The following is a 24,107-nucleotide window of genomic DNA, read 5'->3' on the forward strand; positions in this document are numbered from 1 at the left end:
ATAGAAAGATTAAGCCTGTTGCCAGATACATCTTCATAGATAGATGGAATATCTATGGCAAAAGCGCATCTTTCGTAATATTGGGTAGTGTCAGCTTCCGTTAACAGGTTCTTTGGCTTGTTAATGGATTCTGGACGTCTCCCTTTTACCACATGACTGCACCTTATATCTGGTTGCTCGATTTGTTCACCACTATAAAATGAATTAGCCGCTTCCCAAACCGTTTCAATAAATTGTGGATGCGAAATAGTCAGTTCATTATCCTTGCTGAAAACTGGTATCACATTATCATTCTTTAAATGGTCTAAAGTAACCTCCACAGAGTTTGCTTCTATAAAGTGATTTACCCTTTTGGGCTTTACTGGCTCTTCGATTATTACCGCTTCTTCTGCATACTCACCAAAGTTACTTTCTCTTCTTACCTGTGGCACATTGCCAATAATTTGTAGATTTCTCATAACGAATAAAATTTTAAATGATTTATAAATTGATTACGTGGATTGAAATATATTTCGTTTCTCTCCAACTACCCTAGGGGGACGTTAGAACTACTGTTCATGTGTTCATGTAACTTTCAATTCTGTAAATCATAGGAGAAATGAGCTGATATATATTTAAGCTCCTATTTTTATAGGTAGGGGGGATTATATATAAGTACCTGTACTTTATTGCACGCACATCTTTCTACTCACCACAAATGGAACTACTTTAGACCATTACAGAATGTGGCATAACCATACAACCAATGTTTGAAAAATGAGTATCATTCATTTTTTAGCTTCCCCAATTATTCGTAAATTTGTGTATCCCATGAAGGAAGGATTACCGTATTGCATTGAGGGCTTTTTATCTCCATTTCCCAATTACTACCAATGTGGTAAATTCATTTCTTCGCAGTCTTTCATAGATAAAGCCATGTTTGATAGATTTTATTGCAGTCGCCTATATACTAGTATTAGACGACCTTTTTCATTTTTGTAGCGTAACCATAAAAAGTAGGGCAATTTGACGTCTGCCCTACTGCTTGTGGCTATGATTTTTTTTCTTATTACCTACCATGTCAGAAGTATATACCTATCAAGAATTGCGTGAATTAGCCTTGAAACACGGAATCAGAGATAATAAAGTCCATATCGGTGTATGGATACAGACACAAGGCTATCAAAAACAGAGAATACAGATTAACCACATTAGAAAAACATTTTATTTAAAATCCCATGATTGAGACAAGAATCCCAATAGCACCTGACACAAGTACCACCCTTACGGATGAAACAACAGAGCACATTGTTAATCGCAAGGTAACAATCAAAATAGACAGAGATTATTTAAAAAAGAAGTATGCGGAACTATACGAGCGACTGGCAAAAATAAAGCTGCCACCCTCTTACAAGAAGAAATAATATCAACACAAAAAAAGCCGCAGTTGAGCACATTTGTAAGTGTACTCGCTTGCGGCTATTTTTGTACTTACTGTATTAACTGATAAAAACTAACTTACCAATGCAGCATATTGGGGCAACATACATTTGATTTTCCACTCATTCGGTTTCTTCTTATTTTGTGGTGTTGCTTCAAAATATTCACAAATAGTTTGCTGATTTACCTTTGCTGTAATGCCTATTTCATTATGAAGTATATAATGCCTACTGTAAATGTCAGCAAACATTCTTTTAGTTTCTTCCTTAGCTATATTATGTCCTATGTATGGTCTAAAAGATGATTCTATATCACGTAGAACTTCTGGAGAAAAACGTTTATTTTCATTCTTTTGGTCTCTCAATGCTATTTCCAATTTCTTTTTATCGCAACAGTTCCATACCGCTTGTTTTTGCAATTCAAACGGTATAACTTCGTATGCTTCAATGATTAAATCTGCAAAATCACATGAATCATGAAGTAGCTTTAGAAAAAACTGCTTGTCAATACTTGGATTCTCCTTGCATTGTTCATTCAACTGGATTAGTTTTGTGGCAAATATACGAATACGCTCTTTCTCATTTGGAGCTTTCTTTATTCTAAAGATATCATCTTCTCCGATTATTTCTTGTCTTTCTTCATAATTAACTCGAAAGAACTTAGTTGCTTCATAAGCAGCATACAACTTCTCTCCTGATTGATAATAGCTTTTAACCCGTTCCTCATTATACTTATTATCTATACCAAAATAATCAATATTTAATCGTTCATCCAATAAGTAATCCTTACAGATTTGTTTAAGTTGTTGTTTTAGAGATGTTTTACGGGCTGAATTTGTTGTTTTATCATATCTTTCAATGAGAGACTGATAAGTAGTTTTATACTCCTCTATTTGTCTATCCAGTTCTTCACGTGATAAAGCTCCCAAATCACGGGTATTTGTTATATGCGTCAAACTATTAAATGTCTGTTTATCCTCAAACATTCTTCTGAATCGTCCTTGAATCTGTATTGTTTCGGTGTATGGGTCAACGGTTGTATATACAGCATTATTCAGATTAGTAAGTATCAGAATATCGGGTTTTACATTCAATTCAATATCAACTGCTGAATAAAATCTTGATGTGAAGAAATTGTATTTTGCCAATGGATAATCTATTGACGATACGGCATTAGTAAAGCCTGCGTCTTTCAACTTTCCAACCCCTTCTTCTGAACAAAAGATACGGCTTTCTCCCTCTAAATGCAGAGAATTAACCAATTCATTAATTCCAGTTACGGAGTTGAGGAATATACAGACACAGGAACTGTCTTTCAGTCGCTGAAATTCTTCTCGAACTGTTCTTTCATAACTTGAAGTTACAATCAAATGTAAATCTTTCCTATAATCATATTGAGGAACAATTTCCAGCTTCTTAAACCCTTGCCCTTCAAATGCAGGGTGTGACACTTCCAATGGAGTTGCAGATACAAACGCTTTCTCTTTAAAGTCGAAAAAATCGTAGACTGGCTGTAAAATACTTGCTCGATAGTCACAATCTTGCGTCAACTTCTCACACTCATCAAATAAACAGAAATAGGTTTCTTGAATTAGACTGTAAGACTTATCTGCTGCTTTCCTAACTTTCTTAAATCCTTCGGGAGTAGTTAGAATCTTCTTGTACTTGACATCAGTTCTTTTCAGATACTTTTTTATTTGTGCCACTGTCGTATTACTGTAAACAGCCAACCAATCGCCATTTTTGGCAGTTTTACCTACAATAACTGGTACATTGGGTTCAATAATGATTGAATTACGGCATGAATGTAACTCTGCATAAGTAGCACCTATCCCTGTCAACGTCTTGTCTAAAATAACGTTACTTGGTATATCTGTATATCCCTTCGATTTAAGCGCATCAATTAGACGTTCGTCACCATTAAGCTTTATTTGTTCTATTTCCATGTTTATCTTATATTTCTATGGTAGTGGAAAAATCTGACCATATCGGGCTGAATATGGGGACATCGAAATTTTTCCACTACCCATTAAATTTTCACTTTATAACTATCTGAATATAATATTTCCAACCATGTCACCAGTCGAGATTATTTCTCATGAACAAAAGTAGCAAGTTTCTAGGAAACTGGCTTAAAGTTCCTGCCACAAACTAAAAAAATGACTAGACGTATTTGTAGAATATATTTTATATCAAGATAGTTTGTTCTAACTTTCTAGAATATGAGTATGAGATGCTTTTGACTATTTTTTTACTTTAGGATAATCTTGTATGTAACCATATTTATCCATGATGTTCCACATTTGTGCAAAGCTGTATTCACCAAAAATTTCTTCATTGAAGTAGTCATTATTATCGCATGTAACTGTAAAATCTTTATCTTTTAATTCTTCCCTTAAGAAAATAGGGGCAGATTGCGGATTATTGAAGGTAACTGTAGAGTTGTCTATTATATAGTATAGTCTTCTTTTAGGGTTTAACACAATATTGAATATTAATCCCATTTTGAGTTGTAGTTGTACAATTCTATTGTTAGGTGGATATGAGTAAATCTTTGCAGTTTCTATTAATTCTTTACACACTGCCTTCTTTTCTTCGTAGGATAGTTCGACTGTTGGGATTTTATAATGGCTGAAGTCTTGTTTAATTTTAGCTGTAAGGATTGAATTTTGAGCTTTTAATTCTTCAATCATTTTCTCATATCTAGCCTTATTATTATTAATTTCTCCTTTAGCTCGTATAGCTTCTGAATCAGTGTATATACCAATTCTATAACCTTTGTTTACTCTTTCATTTTCTTTATCTAACTCTATCTGTTTATCAATAAAATTATTGATTTGTGTTTGATTCTCTTGTAATAATTGTTGATTTTTTGCTTTTTCTTTAGTGAATGTATCTTGAAAGTTTTTGTATGCATAAATATCTTTAATTGTTTGCCAACATATTGAATCAAGGAAATAGCATGCTACTCCGCCATTCTTACAATTTAGTTTTTGGTTTATATTAGCTCTGTTATCACTGCAAATATATGTCGGTACTCCACTACCATTGATAGCGGTACAATATGCTTTTCCACAGTTTCCACATTGCAATATTCCTCTTAAGAGTGCTTCTCTCTCTTTACTTTTATCAATGAAACTTTTGTGTTTTTTTCTTTGTACTTGCGCTTCATCCCAAATTGGTGACTCTATTATTACAGGAGCTTTGAAGACTCTCGTTATTTTTTCTAACGGTTTCTTATTTTCATCCCTTTTTGTAATGCTTGTTAACTCTGGTTTGCCTTTATAAACAGGATTAGTGATTATTGCATAAATACTGTTTCTTGTCCATAATATACCAGTTCTTGTTGGAATCTTATTGGAATTTAGAATGTCAATTATATGTTGTATGCTTTTTCCGTCCACATAATTATTGAAAATAGCACGTACGGTCTCTGCTTCTTTTTCGTCTATATATAATTGTTTGTTAATTAATTTGTATCCATACGGCGCACATCCTGTATAGGCATGACCTATGGCTAGTCCTCTTTCTCTTCCTGAACGCATCTTGGCTTTTAGGTTTTCAGCGTCCATTTGTGCAAATAATCCTAATATGTAGAGATACATGCTGACGAACATGTCTTGTTTGCCGTCTTCATCTAATGTAATTATATTTTTATCTTTGAAATGCAGGCAAATTCCTTTGTCTGTAAATTCGTTAATTAGGGTGATAAAATCTATAGCTCGTCTGCTAAGTCTAGTGATGTCCCAGATAAATATTCTATCTATTTCATTTTTTGTTAATTTTCGCATTTGAGTTAATTCATCTCTAGTATCCATTTTAAGGACAGCAGAGCGCTTTTCTTCAAATATGTATTTGATTTCATATCCTAAACACTTAGCTAGTGCTTTTAACTCTATTTCTTGTCGTTCATAATTCTGGTCGATACTAGAGACACGTAGATATATAGCAGCCTTTTTTGTCATAATAAATATTCTAGTTCTAATGTTGCAAAGATAGTAATTATATTTTAGTATTACAATTGTTTATTGTAATGAGTTGCCGGAAGAACTTACCAAGGTCAAATCCGTAAGAAAGAACGCACCCAGGCAAATACTTAATCTTCGTACTAAGCAAATCGAGGAACAGGCACCTAATACAGTTATTATCCAATCTACCTATTTGAATAATTTTTGGGTTGTCGGTAGTCCTGACGGTACGTATGGTTTCTATGATGAGCAATGTGTTGCCGATTTTGAGTATGATAGAGTTCACGACCCGGACTATTACAATGTGTACGCATTGGGAGAATGGGGTGTCATTCGTACCGGTAGCGAGTTCTTCGGTTCTTTCAATCGTGGCAAACATTCCGGTGAACATAAATATATCCCGGACCTGCCTATTCATATATCAGTAGATAATAACGTACTGCCATATATCAGTGTGTCGTACTGGCAAGTAGATTTCACTACCGGTATCAAGGTTTGGCAGTTCCATGAGACATGCGCCGAAAGTCCTAACAATACAGTAAAGAAGTCCTCTAAACTTGTAGCCAAGTATCTGAAAGATATCAGGTATAGTGATAAAGTCTACCTACACGGGGATGCCTCAACAAAGGCGGCCAATAGCATTGATGATGAAAAACGTTCTTGGATGGACTTATTCATAGATACATTGCAAAAAGAAGGGTTCGAGATTGAAGATAAGGTAGGCAACAAGAATCCGAGTGTAGCGATGACCGGTGAGTTTATTAATGCCATTTTTGATTGTACAGTTCCCGGTATAGAGATATACATTGACGAATCATGTTCGGTATCTATTGAGGACTACATGAGCGTACAGAAAGATGCTAACGGTGCCATTCTTAAAACTAAGGTCAAGAATAAAACTACCTTGCAGACTTATGAGGAGCACGGGCACCTGTCTGATACGTTCCGATATGTCGTTGTAGATTTGTGTAGTGAGCAGTATATAGAGTTTAGTAACCGGCGAAAAAGGAACTTGTATGCTTGTAATGGCACTATTAATTTCTTCAATCCAGATACCGAATGTAAATACACTAAGAAGATTCTATATGTGATGCCGAATGTTAATGGGAAATTTGTCCTTATACAAGCGTTTAGATGTGGGAATAAATGGCATGTTGTTGATGTAGTATTTATGGATACTACTTCAACAGAAGATATACGTTCTTCTATTTTGTCCCATGAATCTGATTCATGTGTAATTGAATGTATGGATGCTTATTTCCCTTTTATCCGGGAACTCCGTTCTAGTACAAACAAGGAGATTCGTGTAATGAAAGAGTTTCCGGATGTAGACAAGCGTATTGCTGCAACATCTGATTATGTGAAAAATAGTATTCTTTTTTCTGCATCAAAAGTAGAATCTGATACAGAATATGTTGCCTTCATGAATAACCTGATGGACTATAATAAAGATAGTGAAACAAAAGAGGCCAGTGCAGTTTTGAGCGGGTTGGTGCAGTTCGTTGTAAAATTAGGTTTGAATTGATTTATGTTTTATGTATCTGAAAATAAATGTGTTATACTAGAATTGATATACTCTCGTAATTTCAAGATTTTAGAGTTTTGGAAAACGGTTTTCCTTTTTACTTAGCTTTGCTCAAAAAGGAGACTCGATGAATATTTTTGATAATCTATTTGGAAAGAAATCTAAGACTAAAGGTGAAGTTGAAATTGTTTCTTCATCTGAAAATAAGGATATAGATACTCAAAGTGGTAAGGCTGAAAAATGGTCAGTTGCATACATTGAGGACCTTACTAGTCCTATTGTAGCGGGCAGTAACTATCTAACGCTATTCAGTGCGATACCTGAAGTCTATTTCCCGATCGATTATATTGCATCGCGAATTGCAGGTGCTAATTTTCAATTGAAGAAAACTAAGGATGATAGTGTAGTATGGGCAAACAGACGAATGAATGGCATACTTAGCCGTCCTAATTGTTTGATGCGTTGGAAAGAATTGATTTATCAGCACCATATTTATAAATTGTGTACTGGGAATAGTTTTATTCGTGCTGCTATGTCTGATGCCTTTTCTAATGCTGAAAAATGGCGGTATTGTGATAATTATTGGGTAATACCTTCTGATAAGACTATTGTAGAACCGGTTTATGGAAATGTGCCATTGTTTGGTATTGCTCAAACAGAAGATATTATTCGTAGTTATCGTTTGGAATATGGTTGGAATGGTAGTTTGGAAATTCCCCCATACCAAATATGGCATGATAGAGACGGAAGTGCAGAGTTCTATTCAGGGGCTATGTTCTTGAAGTCCAAAAGTCGCTTGGATTCACAAAATAAGCCAATATCAAACCTAATTGCTGTATATGAAGCTAGAAATGTAATTTATGTAAAGCGGGGTGGATTAGGTTTTATTGTAAGTAAGAAAACGGATGCTACCGGTTCAATAGCGTTAAATGACGATGAAAAAGAACAACTTTTGAAGCAAAACTTCGAGAAGTATGGTGTAAGAAAGGGCCAGGTACCTTATGGAATTTCAGACGCAGATATTGACTTTGTTCGTACTAATCTTTCTATTGCAGAGTTACAACCGTTTGAAGAAACCTTGGCTGATGCAATAAATATTGCAGGAGCATATGGTATCCCTGCCGTTCTTGTTCCGCGAAAAGACCAGTCTACATTTAGCAATCAGGCTACTGCTGAAAAGAGCGTATATTGTTCAACTGTTATTCCTATGGCCAAACAATTCTGCAAGGATTTTACAGCTTTCCTTGGTCTTGAAGGAGGGGGATATTATTTGGATTGTGATTTCTCTGATGTTGATTGTTTGCAGGAAGGATTGAAAGAATCCGAGGACGTAAAGACCAATATAAATAAACGTTGTCGGGAACAATTCTCATGTGGGCTTATAACGCTCAATGACTGGCGTGCCCAAATAGGTGAAAGTATGATAGAAAATCCCTTGTTTGACAAATTGAAATTTGATATGTCAGATGAGGAACTGGATAAAGTAAATCGAGTTTTTAACACTAAAAGTGGAGATGAAAAAGATGGAAGAGAAAATCAAAAGCCTTCAGTACAAGACAAAGGCAAATGATGTTGATGAGAAGGGTATCGTTACCGTTGCGGTGAACGGTATCGGTGTGAAGGACTCACAAAATGACATATCTATGCCCGGCTCATTCAATAAGACATTGAAAGAAAATATTGGTCGGATGCGTTGGTTCCTGAATCATCGTACAGACCAGTTGTTAGGTGTTCCGTTGAGTGGTAAGGAAACAGAAGGTAATTTGGTTATGGTCGGTCAGTTAAATCTTGAAAAACAGATTGGACGTGACACGTTGGCTGATTATAAGCTGTTTGCAGAGAATGGCAGAACACTTGAACATTCTATCGGAGTAAAAGCCATCAAAAGGGATTCTATCGATCCTTGTAAGGTACTTGAATGGCGTATGATGGAATATTCAACATTGACAAGTTGGGGGAGTAATCCACAGACTTTCCTTGTGAATATTAAGTCTGCTACTGCCGACCAGGTAAAGGAAGCTGTTGATTTCGTCCGGAAAGCGTTCTTGCAGCATGGATATAGTGATGAACGTTTAAAAGGATACGATATGGAATTAAGTTTATTACTGAAGAGCCTCAACGGTGGTGCCGTTGTCTCATGTCCTCATTGTGGTCATCAATTTGATTATGATGCAGAAACGGAGCATACCTTTGCCCAACAGGTATTAGATTATGCTGCTGATTATCAGAGATGGATAACACAGGACATTGTAAGGGAAGAAATGGAGAAGCTCACTCCGGAGATTAGAACCCAAGTAATTTCTCTTATTGATTCTGTCAAATCAGAAAAGAAAGAATTTACTCAAAAGGGTCTACAAGACCTTATGAATTATGTAAGATGTCCCCACTGTTGGGGAAAAGTATATCGTTCGAATGCTATTCTGCAAAACACTTCTGAAGATACCACCGGAAAAAATGAGCCGTCTGTTGACACTCAAGAAAAGAATGACGGGAAAAATGGGAACGATGAAGTAACGATTAAAGCCGCTGATAATGGCACTTTACTCGATTTCAAGAGTTTGAATAGTTGTTTTGAGAATAAATAATTTAAAATTTAAATTTTATGCCAATTAGAAAATTTACAGTATCAGATTTTAATCTGAAAACAGACGGTCTGCCGGCAGAACAGAAAACATTCATGGAAAACATCGCCGGCATGATGTGTGAAGTAGTTAACAAGTCACTTGAAGGATTTGCCTCACCGGAGGAGGTAACGAAACAGTTTGGTGACATCAATAATCTATTGAAAGCCTATGATGGAGAAAAGTTCCAGCAATTGGTAAAGGACAACGAGCAACTTGTAGAACAAGTTAAAACTCTTGGTGAAAGTATCGAGAAAATGAAGCAGAAAGGTCTTTCTATGGATACTATCAACAAGTTCGATGAGAAGTTGAACGAGATGCTTGATTCTGAAAAATTCAGAGATTTCGCAGAAGGAAAAACACGCAAATCAGGAGAATTTGACGGCTTCTCCTTGAAAGATGTCGTTTCCATGACTGACAATTACACCGGTGATTTGTTGATTACTCAACAACAGAAACGTGTTGTGACTCAGGTTGCCAACAAAAAGTTGCATATGCGTGATGTATTAACGACGCTGACTGCTGATCCTGCATACCCTCAACTTGCCTATGCGCAAGTATATGCTTTCAACCGCAATGCCCGTTTTGTAACAGAGAATGGGCGTTTGCCTGAATCAAGCATCAAGGTAAAAGAGATACAGACAGGAACTAAGCGCCTTGGTACTCATATCCGTATCTCAAAACGTATGTTGAAATCAAGAGTGTACATTCGTTCCTACATCTTGAACATGCTTCCTGAAGCTGTTTGGATGGCAGAAGACTGGAACATCTTGTTTGGTGACGGTAATGGGGAGAATCTGCTTGGTATTGTCAATAATACTGGGGTGACTTCTGTAGAGAAGATTATTAGTACAGCCATTGTTACAGGTGCTGCTGGTGCTGTAAAAGCTATTACCGGATATAACGGTGATAAGGATGTGATTGTAGAGTTTGCAGAACCACAGGATTTGATTCTTGATGGAATGAGTATCACGTTCGCTGGTGCCGCTGTTCTTACAGAACTGAACAAAACACACGCTCTTGTGAAAATGGAAGATGGGCGTATCCTTATTCCTGGTGTCGCGTTCTCCGGTGCTGAAACTGCTACGGATAAGATGACATTCAGTGTTCATGAAGCCGGCTTTAAGAATATTGAGGAACCCAACTCTGAAGATGTAGTGAAAACTGCTTTCGCCGCAATGACATATGCCCAGTATTTTCCGAATGCTATTATTCTTAATCCAATGACTGTTAACGGTATGGAATCAGAGAAAGATACGACAGGACGTAATCTTGGTATCGTTAAAATGGTTGATGGGGTGAAATATATTGCCGGTCGCCCGATTATCGAGTATGGTGGTATTCTTCCTGGTAAGTATCTTTTGGGTGACTTCAACCAAGCCGCAAATTTGGTTGATTATACCACTTTGACACTTGAATGGGCTGAAGATGTGGAGACCAAGCTTTGCAACGAGGTTGTATTGATGGCACAAGAAGAAGTTATCTTCCCGATTTATATGCCGTGGGCTTTCGCTTATGGGGATTTGGCCGCATTGAAGACTGCAATAACTAAAGCGTAGGATTATGGATTACATACTTAGAGGTAACGATAAGGATGTAACCAATGTGCTTAAAGAGCAACGCATTCGGATTAATAGAGGGATGATTCAACTCATCCCTATTTCCGAATGTGGTCTTGTTACAGAAGAAGATGCCCGAAAGACATTGGAATGTATGCTTGCAGAGAAAAATGAAGAGATTGGCAGGCTTACTGTATCCATTGTAGAGAAAGATAAGACAATTGTTGAACTGACAGAAGAGCGTGAAACAATGAAAGCTCGCATTGCAGAACTTGAAGTACAGGTGCCTTCTGATGAAAAGAATCTTCCGGTTGCCGATTCAAAAGATTTGCAAGAGGAAGATGCCAAGGAGGTAACTGTTACAGATGATAAAGCCGTTTCCGTGGAAGATGAAAAGAAAACCGGGAAAGGCAAGACTTCTAAATAACTATCGCTATGTTGATTGATGTTTCATATTTTATGTCAGGTCCCAGGCATATTGAGAATGTTTCGGTCGCTGAAATGCCTTCGCCCCAATCTCTTGCTGTGAATGAGGTGATAAATGGGTATATTAAGGTATTTCAGCCCGAATTTCTCCGGAATGTTGTTGGTGTGACTCTTTCCCAAGCTATCACAGATTATTTGGAGCTTATTGAACGGGAAAAGGAAGATTCTTCAGATGAAGTTGATATTTCAGAAGAGAAGGAAGCCCCCCAGTCCGGATATGCAGTATTATGCGAGAAGCTGTGTGAACCGTTCGCTGACTATGTCTTTTATCATATTCTTCGTGACGCAAACACCCAGGCTACAATAACCGGGCTTGTCCGTTTGAAATGTGCTAATGAATATATGGCTCCTTTGAAGAGACAAGTAAGCACATGGAATAGCATGGTAGAGAAGAATAAACAGTTTGTTGAATGGGCTATGTCGAATGATTGTCCTTTCGATGTGAAAATAACCAAGAATCTTTTGACCCCAATTAATGCTTTCAATTTATGATAGATTTAGATATAACAGAACTGTTTGAGGAGATTGTAAAGGAACTTCCAGAAGGGCTTGAAATTCTCTATCCAAATGGGAAAGGGGGAACTAAAGTTATGAAGTCCCCAAGGTTGAATTACGTCTTCGGTAGCAGTCAATATATCAAAGATATTTTAGATGAATACAGTAAGTCTTCTGCCCAGTCTGAAAGGAAGTTTCCATTGGTTGCACTATTCACTCCAATTAGTGAGGATAGAGGTGATGCGGATTATTTTTCAAAAGCAAAGGTTTCGTTAATTATAGCATGTTCTTCTTGTAAAGAGTGGAGCAATGAGATGCGCAGAACCACATCTTTTAAAAATATCCTTCGGCCAATCTATAAACGTTTATTGGAAGTATTATATGAAGATTCTCGGTTCGACTGCGACTATGACGAAAAAGTGAAACATAGTTATTCAGAAAACTATTCATATGGCAGATACGGAGCCTATACAGATTCCGGTGAGGCTGTGAGCGAGCCGATTGATGCCATAAATATACGCTCGATGGAAATAAAAATTAATAATCTTAATTGTAGAAGAAAATGAGAAAGATTAGAACGTGTAAGGGTTCCCGGATGAACACTGGTAGTTCTGCCTGTAGCATTGACTGGAAAAAAGTCAAAGGTGCTATCTTGACAGAACATGGTGTCAAACTCCCTGCTGATATAACAGGTGAGAAGTTGCTCGAATTGTGCCATGCAGACCGTCCCGGGCGTATTTACCCTATTTTGCCATTCCTGGAGTATGCCAAGAATGGTGGAGAGCCTCAAGTTAATCCTGTAGGGTACGGTGCAAGTGAATACAACGGGCTTAGCGCTCAAACAGACACCTTCACTTTGAAGAAATTTGATGAGGTTTTGAATGCCCAGCTTCTGAAATGTGCCAATAAAGGATGGGATGTTTACTTTTGGAATCAGGATAATATGTTGATCGGTTATAATGATGACACTGATATCCTTGCCGGTATTCCGATGTCTACTGTTTACCCGACCGTGACACAGTACCCGACCAGTAGTGCTAAGTCTGCGATGACTGTTAGTTTTTCACATGAAGATGTGGAAGACAGCCAATTGCACTTTGACTACGTGCAGTTAGACTTCAATCCCAAGAATTTCGTTAAAGGCTTGGTTGATGTTGTGTTTCAAAAGTTGGAGGCCGAAAATACTTACAAAATAGTTGAAGTTGTTGGTGGTTATGACCGTACAGAAGAATTTGGCAGTCTTATTGCTGATGGTGCTGCTGAAGTTATGAATAACGTAACTTCTGCTACATATTCGGATGGTATCATTACCATTGTTCCTAAAGCCGGGGCGGTTCCTTCGTTGAAAGCTCCTTCTGTATTGTATGAAAAAGGAATCAGAGGTATCGAGCAGGTGTCATGAAGGTAGATAATGTTACGTTCGTCGAGGTTGCTGTGAAGGGCATGACGAAGGAAGAGTTTATTAATGCGCACATTAAAGTCGTGTGGCAGGAACTGAAGGAAGCTGACCGCAAGAAGAAGCTCTCGGAAGTGTACGATGCGATAACTAAGTAACCGACGGGCTGGGGTGTGATTACAGCCCGGCCCGTTATATTTTTACTGTATGGCAGATTTTGATGAATTACATAGAGTTATTCATTCCATTGCATCCGGGTTTGAAGAGGAATGTATTAGGTGTATGGAAGAACATAAGAATGTACTCGTTGATTGCATTCAGGAACAATTATATTCCGGTCTGGACGGTACTGAACATCTATTGAATCCTGATTATGATACTGACACCTATTTTAACGAGCCCGGTCCCTGGCAGAACCGTGCGGAACAATATAAACGATGGAAGGAGAGGATAACTCCACCTCTTAGAAGTGAGATGCTTTATTTGCCACCGCGTCCGGTTGAGGTACCTAACCTCTTTATTACTGGTACTTTCTATGATAGCATAACTGCCGATAGAATTGATTCCGGGCTTCGATTCTCAACGAAAGGATTTACGGACGGTAGTTCTATTGAGAAGAAATACGGTGAGCAGATTTTAGGCATTGGTGATACAGCTAAAGAGTACTTTAATATTATGTATCTCCGTCCCTGGATGGAACGTTTCTTTTCAGAATGTGGATATCGGTAGAAAATGGCTTGTAGTTGCGAAATAAAAAAGATGCAGAGTGAACTGGAACGTATCAGTGATCTTGCAAAGAAAGCAGCTGTCTTGGATGGTTGCATGTATGTCGTTTATCAGAAAGAAGATGGTACCTATGCTTTTGATAAACTAGGAGTTGAGATAAAAGGAAAGATTGTTGAATATAGACATTACCTGTAATTATGGCAGATTTAAAATTAAAAGATTTCGTTGATGAGAACGATTTGCAGAAATTGGTGGAGCTTGATAATACTATTGAGCGTGTGAGGGCTGATTATGTTAATGCGGCCAAAGAATTAGCAAAAGGTTTGAAACTAAATGTAGAAGGTGTTGCTGATCTTGAAAAGTTGAGTAACCTTTATAATACTCAAGCAAAAACGGCTGGTTCTGCATCTGCTGAATTAACCGAAGCTCTTAGAAGACAGTCTGAAATAACTCAAACTGTCAGTAAGAAGATAGAGGAAAAGCTAAATGTAGAGAAATTATCTGCTGCTGAACTGAAGAAACTAACCAAAGCAAACTCGGATAATGCTGTGTCCTTGGAAAAGGCTGCTAAAGCAGAAGCTAACTTGACAAAAGCGCAGAATGCCGGTAATACTACTCGTAAGAAAGCTGTTCTATCTGAAGAAGAACGTTTAAAACTTATCAGAACTGCTATTATCTTGACTAATCAGGAAGTACATAGCCGTTCACAAGCAAAGGAAATGAATAAGCAGCTGCAAAAGGCTGTTGATGTTTTGAAAGATACGGATGAAAACTATATTCGTACACTTGCCCGTCTTAATTCTACTATTGGAATCAACACTGATTACATAAAGCGAAATTCCGATCGATATAGTCAACAGAAAATGACCATTGGTGCATATCGGGAAGAAGTAAAGGCGGCATGGATTGAAATACAGAACGGTAATAAGTCCATGCAGAACATGGGAATTATTGCCCGGAATGCTGGAATGATGCTTAAAACGGAGATGGCTCCTGGGCTAAACAAAGTTGGTGCAGGATTGAAAGGGTGGGCTGCTGGATATATTGGTGCACAAGCTGTTGTAAGTGGCGTTGTAGCTCTTTTTACTAAACTTCGGGAAGGGGTTGGTAGTGTTGTCGAGTTCGAGTTTGCTAATAGCCGGCTTGCCGCAATACTCGGTACCACATCAGACCAAATAAAAGAATTAACTCTTGATGCTAAAAGGTTGGGAGCTACAACTAAATATACAGCTTCTGAAGCTACCGAATTGCAGATAGAATTAGCCAAGTTGGGGTTTACACGGAAAGAAATATTAGATGCAACAGAATCGGTTTTACGTTTTGCTCAAGCTACCGGTGCAGAGTTAGGGGAAGCTGCTTCGCTAACTGGAGCTGCATTGAGAATGTTCAATGCAGATACTCGTGAGACAGAACGTTATGTATCTGCAATGGCTGTTGCTACAACAAAGAGTGCGTTATCGTTTTCATATCTTGCTACTGCACTTCCAATCGTTGGACCGGTAGCTAAGGCTTTTAATTTCTCTATTGAAGATACTTTGGCTTTACTAGGTAAATTATCAGACGCCGGCTTTGACGCTTCAATGTCTGCTACTGCTACACGTAATATTCTTCTAAATTTAGCTGATACAAACGGTGTACTTGCTAAGTCGTTAGGTGGTCCGGTTAAAACGCTGCCTGAATTGGTGGCTGGATTACAAAAATTGAAAGAGCAGGGAGTAGATTTGAATAGTACTCTTGAAATGACTGATAAACGGAGTGTTGCTGCTTTCAATGCATTTCTTACCGCTGCCGATAAGATTGTTCCATTACGCGAACAAATAACAGGTGTTGAAGGTGAATTGGGTGATATGGCTCATACTATGGAAGATAATGCCAAAGGTGCAATTGATAGTTTAAAATCTGCTTGGGAAGCCCTGATGATCTCTTTAGGTAAAAACACAGGCGTTTTATCTGGGATAATAAACGAATTTACCGACCTTGTCCGTTCTATGCGTGCCGTAATAGCCACGGCAGAAGAACTTGGCGAGGAAAGATTAGCTAATGCAGCTCGTAATGGTCAAGAAGCTGCTAAACTGGATAAGGAATGGGTTAAATCTAAGGAGGAAAGTATTGATAGGGTCGCTTTGAAATATAGAAAAGAGGGAGTTGACGGTGCAGAAGCTTTTGAGAAAGCTAGAGGAGAACAACTTAAAATATTAGAAAGAACTTTATCGCAAGAAGAAGCTAGATTACAACTTTATACTAAACGAAACCAAAAGCAGTGGAGTGAGTATAATAATCGTAGTTTATTGAAACAAGGCCTAGGGCTTCAAAAAACTACTAATCAGATGAAAAAAGACATAGATGAGTCTTTCAAGCTTGTTGAAGAGCAAACTGCATATGTTGCTGGGTTGAAAGAAAAAATGGAGCAAATCAAAGGTATTACCAATGATTATCAAGAGGAAAATACGGGAAGTACATTCAACAAACCTCTCACAGATAAAGAAAAACGTGAACTGGAGAAAGCTGCTAAGGAAAAACAAAAGATTAAGGAAACCTATCAAGAGTCTGAACTCGCCCTCATGGATGAAGGCTTAGAAAAGGAACTTGCTAAAATTGGTTTAGCGTACTCAAAGAAGATTGCTGCTGTTAAGGGTTATAGTAAAGAAGAAATCGCTACTCGTCAGAATTTGGCGAAAGAAATGCAGGATAAATTAGATGAATTCTCTATTAAGTATAATTCTGACCGTGAAAAGAAAGATGTTGAGAACGCTCTTGCTGTTGTAAAAAAGGGGTCCCAGGAAGAACTTGATTTGAAATTGCACCAGTTGGAGTTGCAACGTGAAGCAGAAATTGATGCAGCGGAGAAAACAGGTGAAGATGTTTTTCTCATTGACGAAAAATATGCAAAAAAGAAACAAGAACTTTACGAAAGACATGCATCCGATCAGGTGCAGTTAATTGCAGAGAATGCAGCGCATGAGCAGGAAATCCGGGATGCTGCCTATGTTATGGATACGCTTGCTCTTAAAAAACAGTTAGCTTCTAAGGAAATAACCCAGCAGGAGTATGCAGAACTTGAGTATCAGTTAAAATTAGATTATGTACGTAAAACCTCGGAAGCTGCCATTGACGCTTTGGAATCCGAACTTGCTACTGCCAACTTGAGTACGGACAAAAGGGAGAAACTTGAGGAGAAACTTGCAAAATTGAAAGCGGACCTTGCCAAAAAAGAAGCAGAAACAGAAATAGATGCTATCAATAAAGTTACTAAAGCGGATGAGAAAGCACAGAAAGAACGTCAGAAGAACTTGAAAAAATGGCTTCAAACTGCATCTCAAGCTGTGGGAGCTATTGGAAACTTAGTCTCTTCTATTTATGATGGTCAGATTCAGAAAATAGAAGAAGAGCGGGAAGCTAATGAGGAAAAGTATGATGAGGATATTGAACGAATTGAGAATCTGGCAGAGTCTGGAGCTATATCCGAAGAGGAAGCGGAAGCGCGTAAACGGGCAGCAAAGGATCAGACAGAAGCCAAGAATAAGGAGTTGGAAAAACAAAAGCAAGAGATTGCCCATAAACAAGCTGTTTGGCATAAGGGAGTACAAGTTGCAGAAACTGGAATTGCAACAGCTCGTGGTATTATGGAAGCTTTCCAGTTAGGTCCGATTGCTGGTGCTGTAATGGCTGCTGTTATTGGGGCGATGGGGGCTATGCAAGTAGCAACAATTCTTGCTACTCCTATTCCTTCTTATGCAGAAGGTACTAAAGGTAATGATAGGCACCCCGGCGGTGCTGCTCTGGTTGGTGATGCCGGTAAACATGAAGTTATCATGTATTCCGGAAAAGCATGGATTACTCCTGATACTCCAACTTTAGTTGATATTCCTAAAGGTGCGCAAGTCTTTCCTGATGTTGATAAGGTAGATATCTCTAATTTTGATATGCCGGACTGGGACTTTCCTACATTTTCACCGACATATTTTGCATCTTCTTCCGGTGAAACCATTGTTTTCAATGATTATTCCCGGTTAGAAAAAAGGGTTGATAGAACAAATTTCCTTTTGATGAAGAGTCTAAAAATGCAACGTCAGGATGCTTCTAACCGTGAATTTGAACTGTATAAGTTATCTAAACTGAAATAGCCATGATTGAAAGATTAAATCAGATAACCTTGAATGATTTCATTGAACTTTCATGCGGCAACTATGCTTGTTTGCTCTCGGACTGCAAATCTATGTCCGAAAGCACGCTTAAAAAAATGGCGTCTAAATTACTCGTCGAATACAGAAGTATTGTTAATCCCTCAAGTATGAAGGCTATGATAATGGACAAAGAGGATATGCTGAAAGAATGTGCCAAACTATTGAGTCTTCGTATTTGTCAGGCTCTTGTTTCTCTTGGCTTTTATGATGATGTTCGTCAGGTATTGGGTCAACTAAATGTAGATACCCGAAATATGAGTGATGAACAAGTAATATCGAAGATTGACTATTTGCTTCATTCTGCAATTTTTGAGCAAAAACGGAACGAGGAAAGACGCAGTGAGGAACATAAAGGAAATAAGGTTACTCCTGAACAAATTCGTTTTTCTTTCGATGCCGAGATTGCTTTTCTAATGACATTCTTTAAAATGAGTATAGATTCCCGTGTAATTAACGCTGCTGTCTACGCAAATATCGTTCATCAAGCTGATGTTGAAATATCGATAAGAAAAAGAAGCACATGATAATATTGGTATTTACATATATGCTGTAATTCGATTAATTTTTAATTAAAGCGAATTATTTCATACAGTCGTTTGTACATCTCCTTTAGAATCACAAACGACTTTTTTATGAATAGAAAAAACAGCATCCATTGTATAAATAGGCATTTATACAATGTTTTATTGTCAGAATTACGTACATTAGAGACGAAGTGTAATCGGATAACAGCAGAAGTGTCCGAGGTAAAAAAAATGATTGCCTTATTGCCCCCCGATATAGGCACTCTTATTAGTTCAATCGAGCGTTCTGCTAAGGAAATGCATGAGCAAAGTATCATGCACAGGGAATACGTGGAAAGGTGCATTAATGGCGAACCGAAGATACACCTAATAAGGAGGGCTGACAATGGACTTTGAAAAGGAATTATCAGAAATATATCCTTGGATATTAAGGGTGGCAAGAAAATTCTGCTGTTCCATGCAAGATGCTGAAGATTTAGCCGGTGATACAGTTTATAAGCTACTTGTGAATCGTGATAAATTTGATTGTTCTAAACCACTTCAACCGTGGTGCCTTATTATAATGAGGAATACTTATATAATAAGATACAATAGAAATTCCCTTATACATTTTACAGGGCTTGATATGGTAGACGGAAGTGCCATTTCTAATTGTACAGCTCATTCAATACTGTTTGATGATTTGGTTTCCACAATACAACGGTGTGCTAAAAAATCCCGTTGTATTGATAGTGTGATGTATTATGCTAGTGGATATTCTTATGATGAGATAAGTGAAATCCTGAACATTCCTGTCGGAACTGTAAGAAGTCGTATTTCTTCTGCTCGGAAGTTTATACTTCAAGAAATTGGCTATTAATAGGGAAATGCGATATTTTTTATGTTATCTTTGTAAAGTACATTTTTATATCAGCAATTATGAAAAATACGTTACTCATACTACTTTTTTTGTTTTGTGTGAATGGTAAAGTGTGTGGCAATATAGACAATGATAATTGTACTCCCAAAGAGACTATTCATTCAAATAACAAGTTCAATAGTTATAGTTCGGAAGATAAAATATACTTAAGTATTATCACGTCTTTTATTCCATTTGTTATATTTATTCTAGGACATTACCTTAATAAGTTAAAAGATAGGGAAAAAGAAGTGAGTGAGTTAAATAAAAGGTATTTAAATGGTTTACGACTATACTTGGAAGAAACATATTGGCGGTTATATGAGATAAATGAATATATATCTAATAAATCCAATATTAGATATAGTAAGATTTCTGGAATTAGTCGGTTTAATGATGTAAAAGGTAAAAATAGAGATTGGTTTATACATGATGGATATTATATTATTTCAACATGCTATCTTATTGCCTGTCTTTTTGGAGTTATTGAAAAGATGAGAGAAGAATTTCCATACATAGTTACAAAAGAAAAACATGATACAGAGATACTCCATAAGGCATTTAATATTAGTTTGGCATTCTTAAATAATGAAGGGATATACTACGTATTGCAACATAATATTGGCCAAATTATGTACAACAAATCTGAAGATAAATTGCTAAGTTATTCTGAATTTACCAATATCCTTTTAGATAAGAAACGCTCAGTTTGGTTTGAACAACTAATAAATTTTTTTATTGATGTTGGAGAATTTAAAAGAAGAGATAATATAAGCAAAGCGTTGGATGCTATAAAATCTTTAAGTCAATATTTAGAAGAACAGTATAATTTAGGGCCTTCTATACCTAATAGGCTTGAGATTGAAAAAGATAATAAATGTAAGGTAGGGAAGAAGATAGGTGTAATATAAAAAGACTATTTTTGTTTTTATGTAGGTATATAATTGATAAATAGATAGTTAGTCTGCGCTTTTTGCAAAGCGCAATTTTCAAGAATTTAGCTAACTGGGAAACCGGTTGGCTTTTTCTATATATTTGCTCGTGAACGTTCAAATAGACTGAAAAATGCTTTGTAAATATGTACTTACAGTTGATAGTATTTCCTATGATATTCCCAAATCTTGTATTCAGAATTGGGATGAAATAAAGTTTTCCCGTAAACGCTCCGGACTTGAAGGAATAACTAGAACCTTTACTTCAAAATTCCAGTTTGTGGGAGAAGCCTATGATCTCATATTGGAGGAGTATTTGAGCAAATACCTGGCTTCTAATGCTAGTATCACTGTTTATACCATAACTAATTCTCATACTTATGAAGAATTCTTCAGTTGCCGACTGGATTTCGGTTCATTGACCTATGATGGAAATGCCGTTTCTATCAATTCGATAGATGATAGTGTCGCTAATATCATAAAGGCAAATAAAGGAACACAATACGAATATTCGGTAGATGAACTGAAAGATGAAGCCCGGCTTTATTATGATAGATTGTCTTATGTAGGAAGTGCCACATATTATTGTGGTGGGAGAACCCTGGAAAGTGGAAGCATTCTTGTAGATGCAGTAAGTGGGAGTGACCATTATATGACTATTCCAATGTATATAGGGAGTAGTGAAATAGTGCCGGGTAGTGGCATAGAGGTGAAGGATGTTGGTGCAAGTGGTAACTTGGAGTCATGTTTAATTTATACAGAAAAAAACACGTCTGTCAAAATATCAATAAAGGGCTCGTATTCATGGGATGGAGCAAGCCTTTCTGCTGATATGCAGCTAAAAACAAAATCCGGAACACTCTTGAAAGAGTGGAAAGGGGGATGGGGAGGAGAATCAATTTCTGTAAATTGGGATGGGGAAGTAACATTATCTGCCAATGATGGGATTGTTTTGCTCGCAGCTTATAATACAAAGTTTGCGTTGTATTATTTTTCTAGCTTGAAAATAACCATGGAATTTCCTTCTATTGGATTACCTATTGATATAGATGCTATAAAGCCTGTTACTATCTTAAAGCGTTTGCTTAAAAGTATGAATGGCGGGAATGATGGTATTGATGGTGAGATTTCTTCCGGGATTGATGAAAGACTGGATAATTGTGTAATATTGACCGCTGAGAGTATTCGTGGCATACCAAAAGCTAAGCTATATACTTCATATACAAAATTCGTTAATTGGATGGAAGCTGAATTTGGGTTTGTTCCCGTGATTAATGGGCGAGTAGTATCTTTCAGGCATCGGAATAACTTATTTGGAAAAAACAATGTAAAAGATTTGGGGAGTAATATCGCTGATTTTGAATATAAGATAGAAGAGTCCAGGATATATTCCCGGGTGAGGGTCGGGTATGACAAACAGGAGTATGAGAGTATGAATGGGCGTGACGAATTCCGGTTCACTACTGAATATACCACTGGCGTTGACATAACGGACAATGTACTTGAATTTATCAGCCCTTACCGTGCAGATGCTTATGGTATTGAGTCCCTGGCGCAAAATAGAGGTAAGGATACTACAGATGACGAAAGTGACAATGATGTATTTTTTGTCGGTGCAACTCTATCTCCCAATGACAAGAAGTATAAATTGACAAGAACCGGCTGGAATGTTGATGGTGTACTTAGTCCTGATACGATGTTTAATACTATGTATTGGCAGGGTGCCATGTTGCAGGCAAATGCCGGCTATATCGGTATGTTTACTAACAAACTGTCTTATTCTTCTTCTGATGGCAATAGTGATGTTGTTGTCAATGGTATAGGGATGAAAGACGATTTTAGAATTGAGAGTGGAATTATTACTTGTGGAGATGTTTCATTTAAAACTTTTGATGAGGAAATCCCCCCAACAGATGATGAAACGATTAAAATCTTGAAGGATGGTTTGGTTTATGAGGGTTATATCAAAGAGGTGAGTAGTGTGGTTGAGAGAAATGAGGGAGTAAAGTATGATTTATTTGTCCGTTCAATAACAAAAAACTAGAATATGATTATAAGCCCGTTTACCCCACTGTTTTTTTCTCCGTCTACCGATAAGTTTGGAGCGAAGAGTAAATATGTGCAGTTATTCGCACGTACAGACAGGATTTTTATTGAACTGATTTCAACGCCCAAAGAACAGGCTCCTATTGTTTACATTAATAATCTTTTAAGTAATATATCTACTCCTGTAACATTGAGCTCATGGAAGATGAATGATGATAAGATCCTCTTTTTCTATAATATTTCGCTGCTTCCATGTGGATATTATACTGTAACAATTAATGGGAATACGAGTGAGATTTTTAAAGTTACAGACGATGAATGTGAATTATCAGAAACCAGTCTTATCCAGTATTCAATGAAAGATAATAAGCAGCGTCTTGATGCTGTATGGTGGATAGATGGAATGCAATACTTTTTTGATTTTCGAGTTCCTGGCGGCTTCAAAGATAACGGATGGACGTTCGGTGTGGATAATGAGCAGTTTGTGACTGCTGATGAGGATATTGTTGAACTATTCAGCCACGAATATACAACAGTATTATTTACGCTTGGAAATGGGATGGGATGCCCTGTGTGGTTTGCTGAATTACTGAATCGTGTTTTATGCTGTAATTACGTCTACTTTGATGGTATTCGATATGCAAGAAAGGAAAGTAATGTTCCAGAACTAAATCAGCAAATTGAAGGATTGAAGAGTTTTGTATTCAATCAGATGTTGCAGAAGGTGAAAACTATAAATCCTGTCCTGGAATGGAATAACCAGCTTGCTATGAGATGTGTATCAAACGGTGTTTATAGGACGGCAGATGATGAAGGAATGCGTAGTATCAAGTATGGTTCAGAAAGTGCAATCGCGGAAGTCGGGGCGTATATCAACATGACTAAGGTTATTAAGAATGTTGGAGTTTCTATCAATGGTGATACTACTGTTATGGTTAACAGTATTCATCACCAAGGTGGCGACGAGAATTCATACTGGGATTTGATTGCAATCAGGACGACTGACATAGACAACAAATATATTGGCAGAAGAGGTTACGGTAAGCTTATTGTTAATGGACTGGATAGACTAAAGGACGATTTGGATAACGGTTCGATAAATTTGCGTGCTGTACTATATAATAAAGGAGATTCGTACAGTAACCTCATTGAAGGGAGTGTAATCAGTAGGGATGGTGTATGTGTTTTGAAAGGAATTAACGGTGGAGATATTGGTGCTCTGAAGGAGTTCCAACTTTATCTTGATAATGTCTATGACTGCGATATAGATAATATTGGTATGACCATTGAGCTTGTATGGGTATATGAAAATGATTAAAAATGAGAATT

Annotated in this window: 20 protein-coding genes and 1 pseudogene; 18 read left to right on the plus strand and 3 right to left on the minus strand. The window is 37.3% G+C overall.

Annotated elements, in window-relative coordinates; translation table 11 throughout:
- Positions 1-458, minus strand: a 458-nt coding sequence (locus tag BQ7997_RS06690) for a DUF3871 family protein (RefSeq protein ID WP_139260881.1), incomplete at its 3' end; no start/stop codon positions are given.
- 759 nt (positions 459-1,217) lie between these two features.
- Here BQ7997_RS06690 and BQ7997_RS06695 point away from each other — a divergent pair.
- A complete protein-coding gene (locus BQ7997_RS06695) occupies positions 1,218-1,403 on the plus strand; it encodes a hypothetical protein (protein ID WP_073343503.1) in 186 nt (61 codons plus the stop codon).
- Between the two features lie 89 nt (positions 1,404-1,492).
- Here BQ7997_RS06695 and BQ7997_RS06700 read toward each other — a convergent pair whose 3' ends face one another.
- On the minus strand, positions 1,493-3,364 hold the full coding sequence (locus BQ7997_RS06700; RefSeq protein ID WP_073343501.1) for a hypothetical protein: 1,872 nt from the start codon (positions 3,362-3,364) through the stop codon (positions 1,493-1,495).
- A 297-nt stretch (positions 3,365-3,661) separates the two neighbouring features.
- A complete protein-coding gene (locus tag BQ7997_RS06705; protein WP_055278967.1) occupies positions 3,662-5,383 on the minus strand; it encodes a recombinase family protein in 1,722 nt (573 codons plus the stop codon).
- A gap of 70 nt (positions 5,384-5,453) precedes the next feature.
- On the opposite strand from BQ7997_RS06705, the pseudogene BQ7997_RS06710 reads away from it, so the two are divergent.
- The 17 genes and pseudogenes from BQ7997_RS06710 to BQ7997_RS06785 form a co-directional block, all read left to right on the plus strand.
- Positions 5,454-6,911 (plus strand): annotated as a pseudogene (locus BQ7997_RS06710) (PBSX family phage terminase large subunit); the annotation flags it as partial.
- Positions 6,912-7,038: 127 nt separating this feature from the next.
- Positions 7,039-8,481 carry a phage portal protein gene (locus tag BQ7997_RS06715; protein WP_073344877.1) on the plus strand — a complete coding sequence of 481 codons (1,443 nt, stop codon included), beginning with the start codon at positions 7,039-7,041 and terminating at the stop codon, positions 8,479-8,481.
- The gene (locus BQ7997_RS06720) at positions 8,435-9,496 is read left to right on the plus strand and encodes an HK97 family phage prohead protease (protein ID WP_073344880.1); all 1,062 of its coding nucleotides are present in this window, start codon (positions 8,435-8,437) and stop codon (positions 9,494-9,496) included. The genes BQ7997_RS06715 and BQ7997_RS06720 overlap by 47 nt, the downstream gene beginning before the upstream one ends.
- 17 nt (positions 9,497-9,513) lie before the next feature.
- Positions 9,514-11,091, plus strand: a complete 1,578-nt coding sequence (locus BQ7997_RS06725; protein ID WP_073344883.1) for a phage major capsid protein — start codon at positions 9,514-9,516, stop codon at positions 11,089-11,091.
- A 4-nt stretch (positions 11,092-11,095) separates the two neighbouring features.
- A complete protein-coding gene (locus BQ7997_RS06730) occupies positions 11,096-11,518 on the plus strand; it encodes a hypothetical protein (RefSeq protein ID WP_073344885.1) in 423 nt (140 codons plus the stop codon).
- An 8-nt stretch (positions 11,519-11,526) separates the two neighbouring features.
- Positions 11,527-12,069 carry a hypothetical protein gene (locus BQ7997_RS06735; protein ID WP_073344888.1) on the plus strand — a complete coding sequence of 181 codons (543 nt, stop codon included), beginning with the start codon at positions 11,527-11,529 and terminating at the stop codon, positions 12,067-12,069.
- Entirely contained in the window at positions 12,066-12,638 is a 573-nt protein-coding gene (locus BQ7997_RS06740; protein WP_073344891.1) for a hypothetical protein, read from the plus strand. The genes BQ7997_RS06735 and BQ7997_RS06740 overlap by 4 nt, the downstream gene beginning before the upstream one ends.
- Entirely contained in the window at positions 12,635-13,474 is an 840-nt protein-coding gene (locus BQ7997_RS06745; protein ID WP_004300278.1) for a hypothetical protein, read from the plus strand. The genes BQ7997_RS06740 and BQ7997_RS06745 overlap by 4 nt, the downstream gene beginning before the upstream one ends.
- A complete protein-coding gene (locus BQ7997_RS25680) occupies positions 13,471-13,626 on the plus strand; it encodes a hypothetical protein (RefSeq protein ID WP_004300280.1) in 156 nt (51 codons plus the stop codon). The genes BQ7997_RS06745 and BQ7997_RS25680 overlap by 4 nt, the downstream gene beginning before the upstream one ends.
- 49 nt (positions 13,627-13,675) lie before the next feature.
- Entirely contained in the window at positions 13,676-14,197 is a 522-nt protein-coding gene (locus BQ7997_RS06750; protein WP_004300282.1) for a hypothetical protein, read from the plus strand.
- A 30-nt stretch (positions 14,198-14,227) separates the two neighbouring features.
- Positions 14,228-14,389 carry a hypothetical protein gene (locus BQ7997_RS25685; protein WP_004311558.1) on the plus strand — a complete coding sequence of 54 codons (162 nt, stop codon included), beginning with the start codon at positions 14,228-14,230 and terminating at the stop codon, positions 14,387-14,389.
- A gap of 2 nt (positions 14,390-14,391) precedes the next feature.
- Positions 14,392-18,318 carry a phage tail tape measure protein gene (locus BQ7997_RS06755; protein ID WP_073344894.1) on the plus strand — a complete coding sequence of 1,309 codons (3,927 nt, stop codon included), beginning with the start codon at positions 14,392-14,394 and terminating at the stop codon, positions 18,316-18,318.
- 2 nt (positions 18,319-18,320) lie between these two features.
- Positions 18,321-18,902 carry a hypothetical protein gene (locus tag BQ7997_RS06760; RefSeq protein WP_073344896.1) on the plus strand — a complete coding sequence of 194 codons (582 nt, stop codon included), beginning with the start codon at positions 18,321-18,323 and terminating at the stop codon, positions 18,900-18,902.
- 385 nt (positions 18,903-19,287) lie between these two features.
- A complete protein-coding gene (locus BQ7997_RS06770; RefSeq protein WP_073344899.1) occupies positions 19,288-19,761 on the plus strand; it encodes an RNA polymerase sigma factor in 474 nt (157 codons plus the stop codon).
- Between the two features lie 59 nt (positions 19,762-19,820).
- Positions 19,821-20,711 (plus strand): hypothetical protein, encoded by an 891-nt coding sequence (locus BQ7997_RS06775; RefSeq protein WP_139260890.1) that lies wholly within the window; start codon positions 19,821-19,823, stop codon positions 20,709-20,711.
- 154 nt (positions 20,712-20,865) lie between these two features.
- Positions 20,866-22,776: a hypothetical protein gene (locus BQ7997_RS06780; protein ID WP_073344904.1), complete on the plus strand. Its 1,911-nt coding sequence runs from the start codon at positions 20,866-20,868 to the stop codon at positions 22,774-22,776.
- Between the two features lie 3 nt (positions 22,777-22,779).
- Positions 22,780-24,096: a hypothetical protein gene (locus BQ7997_RS06785; RefSeq protein ID WP_073344906.1), complete on the plus strand. Its 1,317-nt coding sequence runs from the start codon at positions 22,780-22,782 to the stop codon at positions 24,094-24,096.
- Positions 24,097-24,107: the final 11 nt, after the last annotated feature.

This window comes from Bacteroides congonensis (genome assembly GCF_900130125.1).
GTDB lineage: Bacteria > Bacteroidota > Bacteroidia > Bacteroidales > Bacteroidaceae > Bacteroides > Bacteroides congonensis.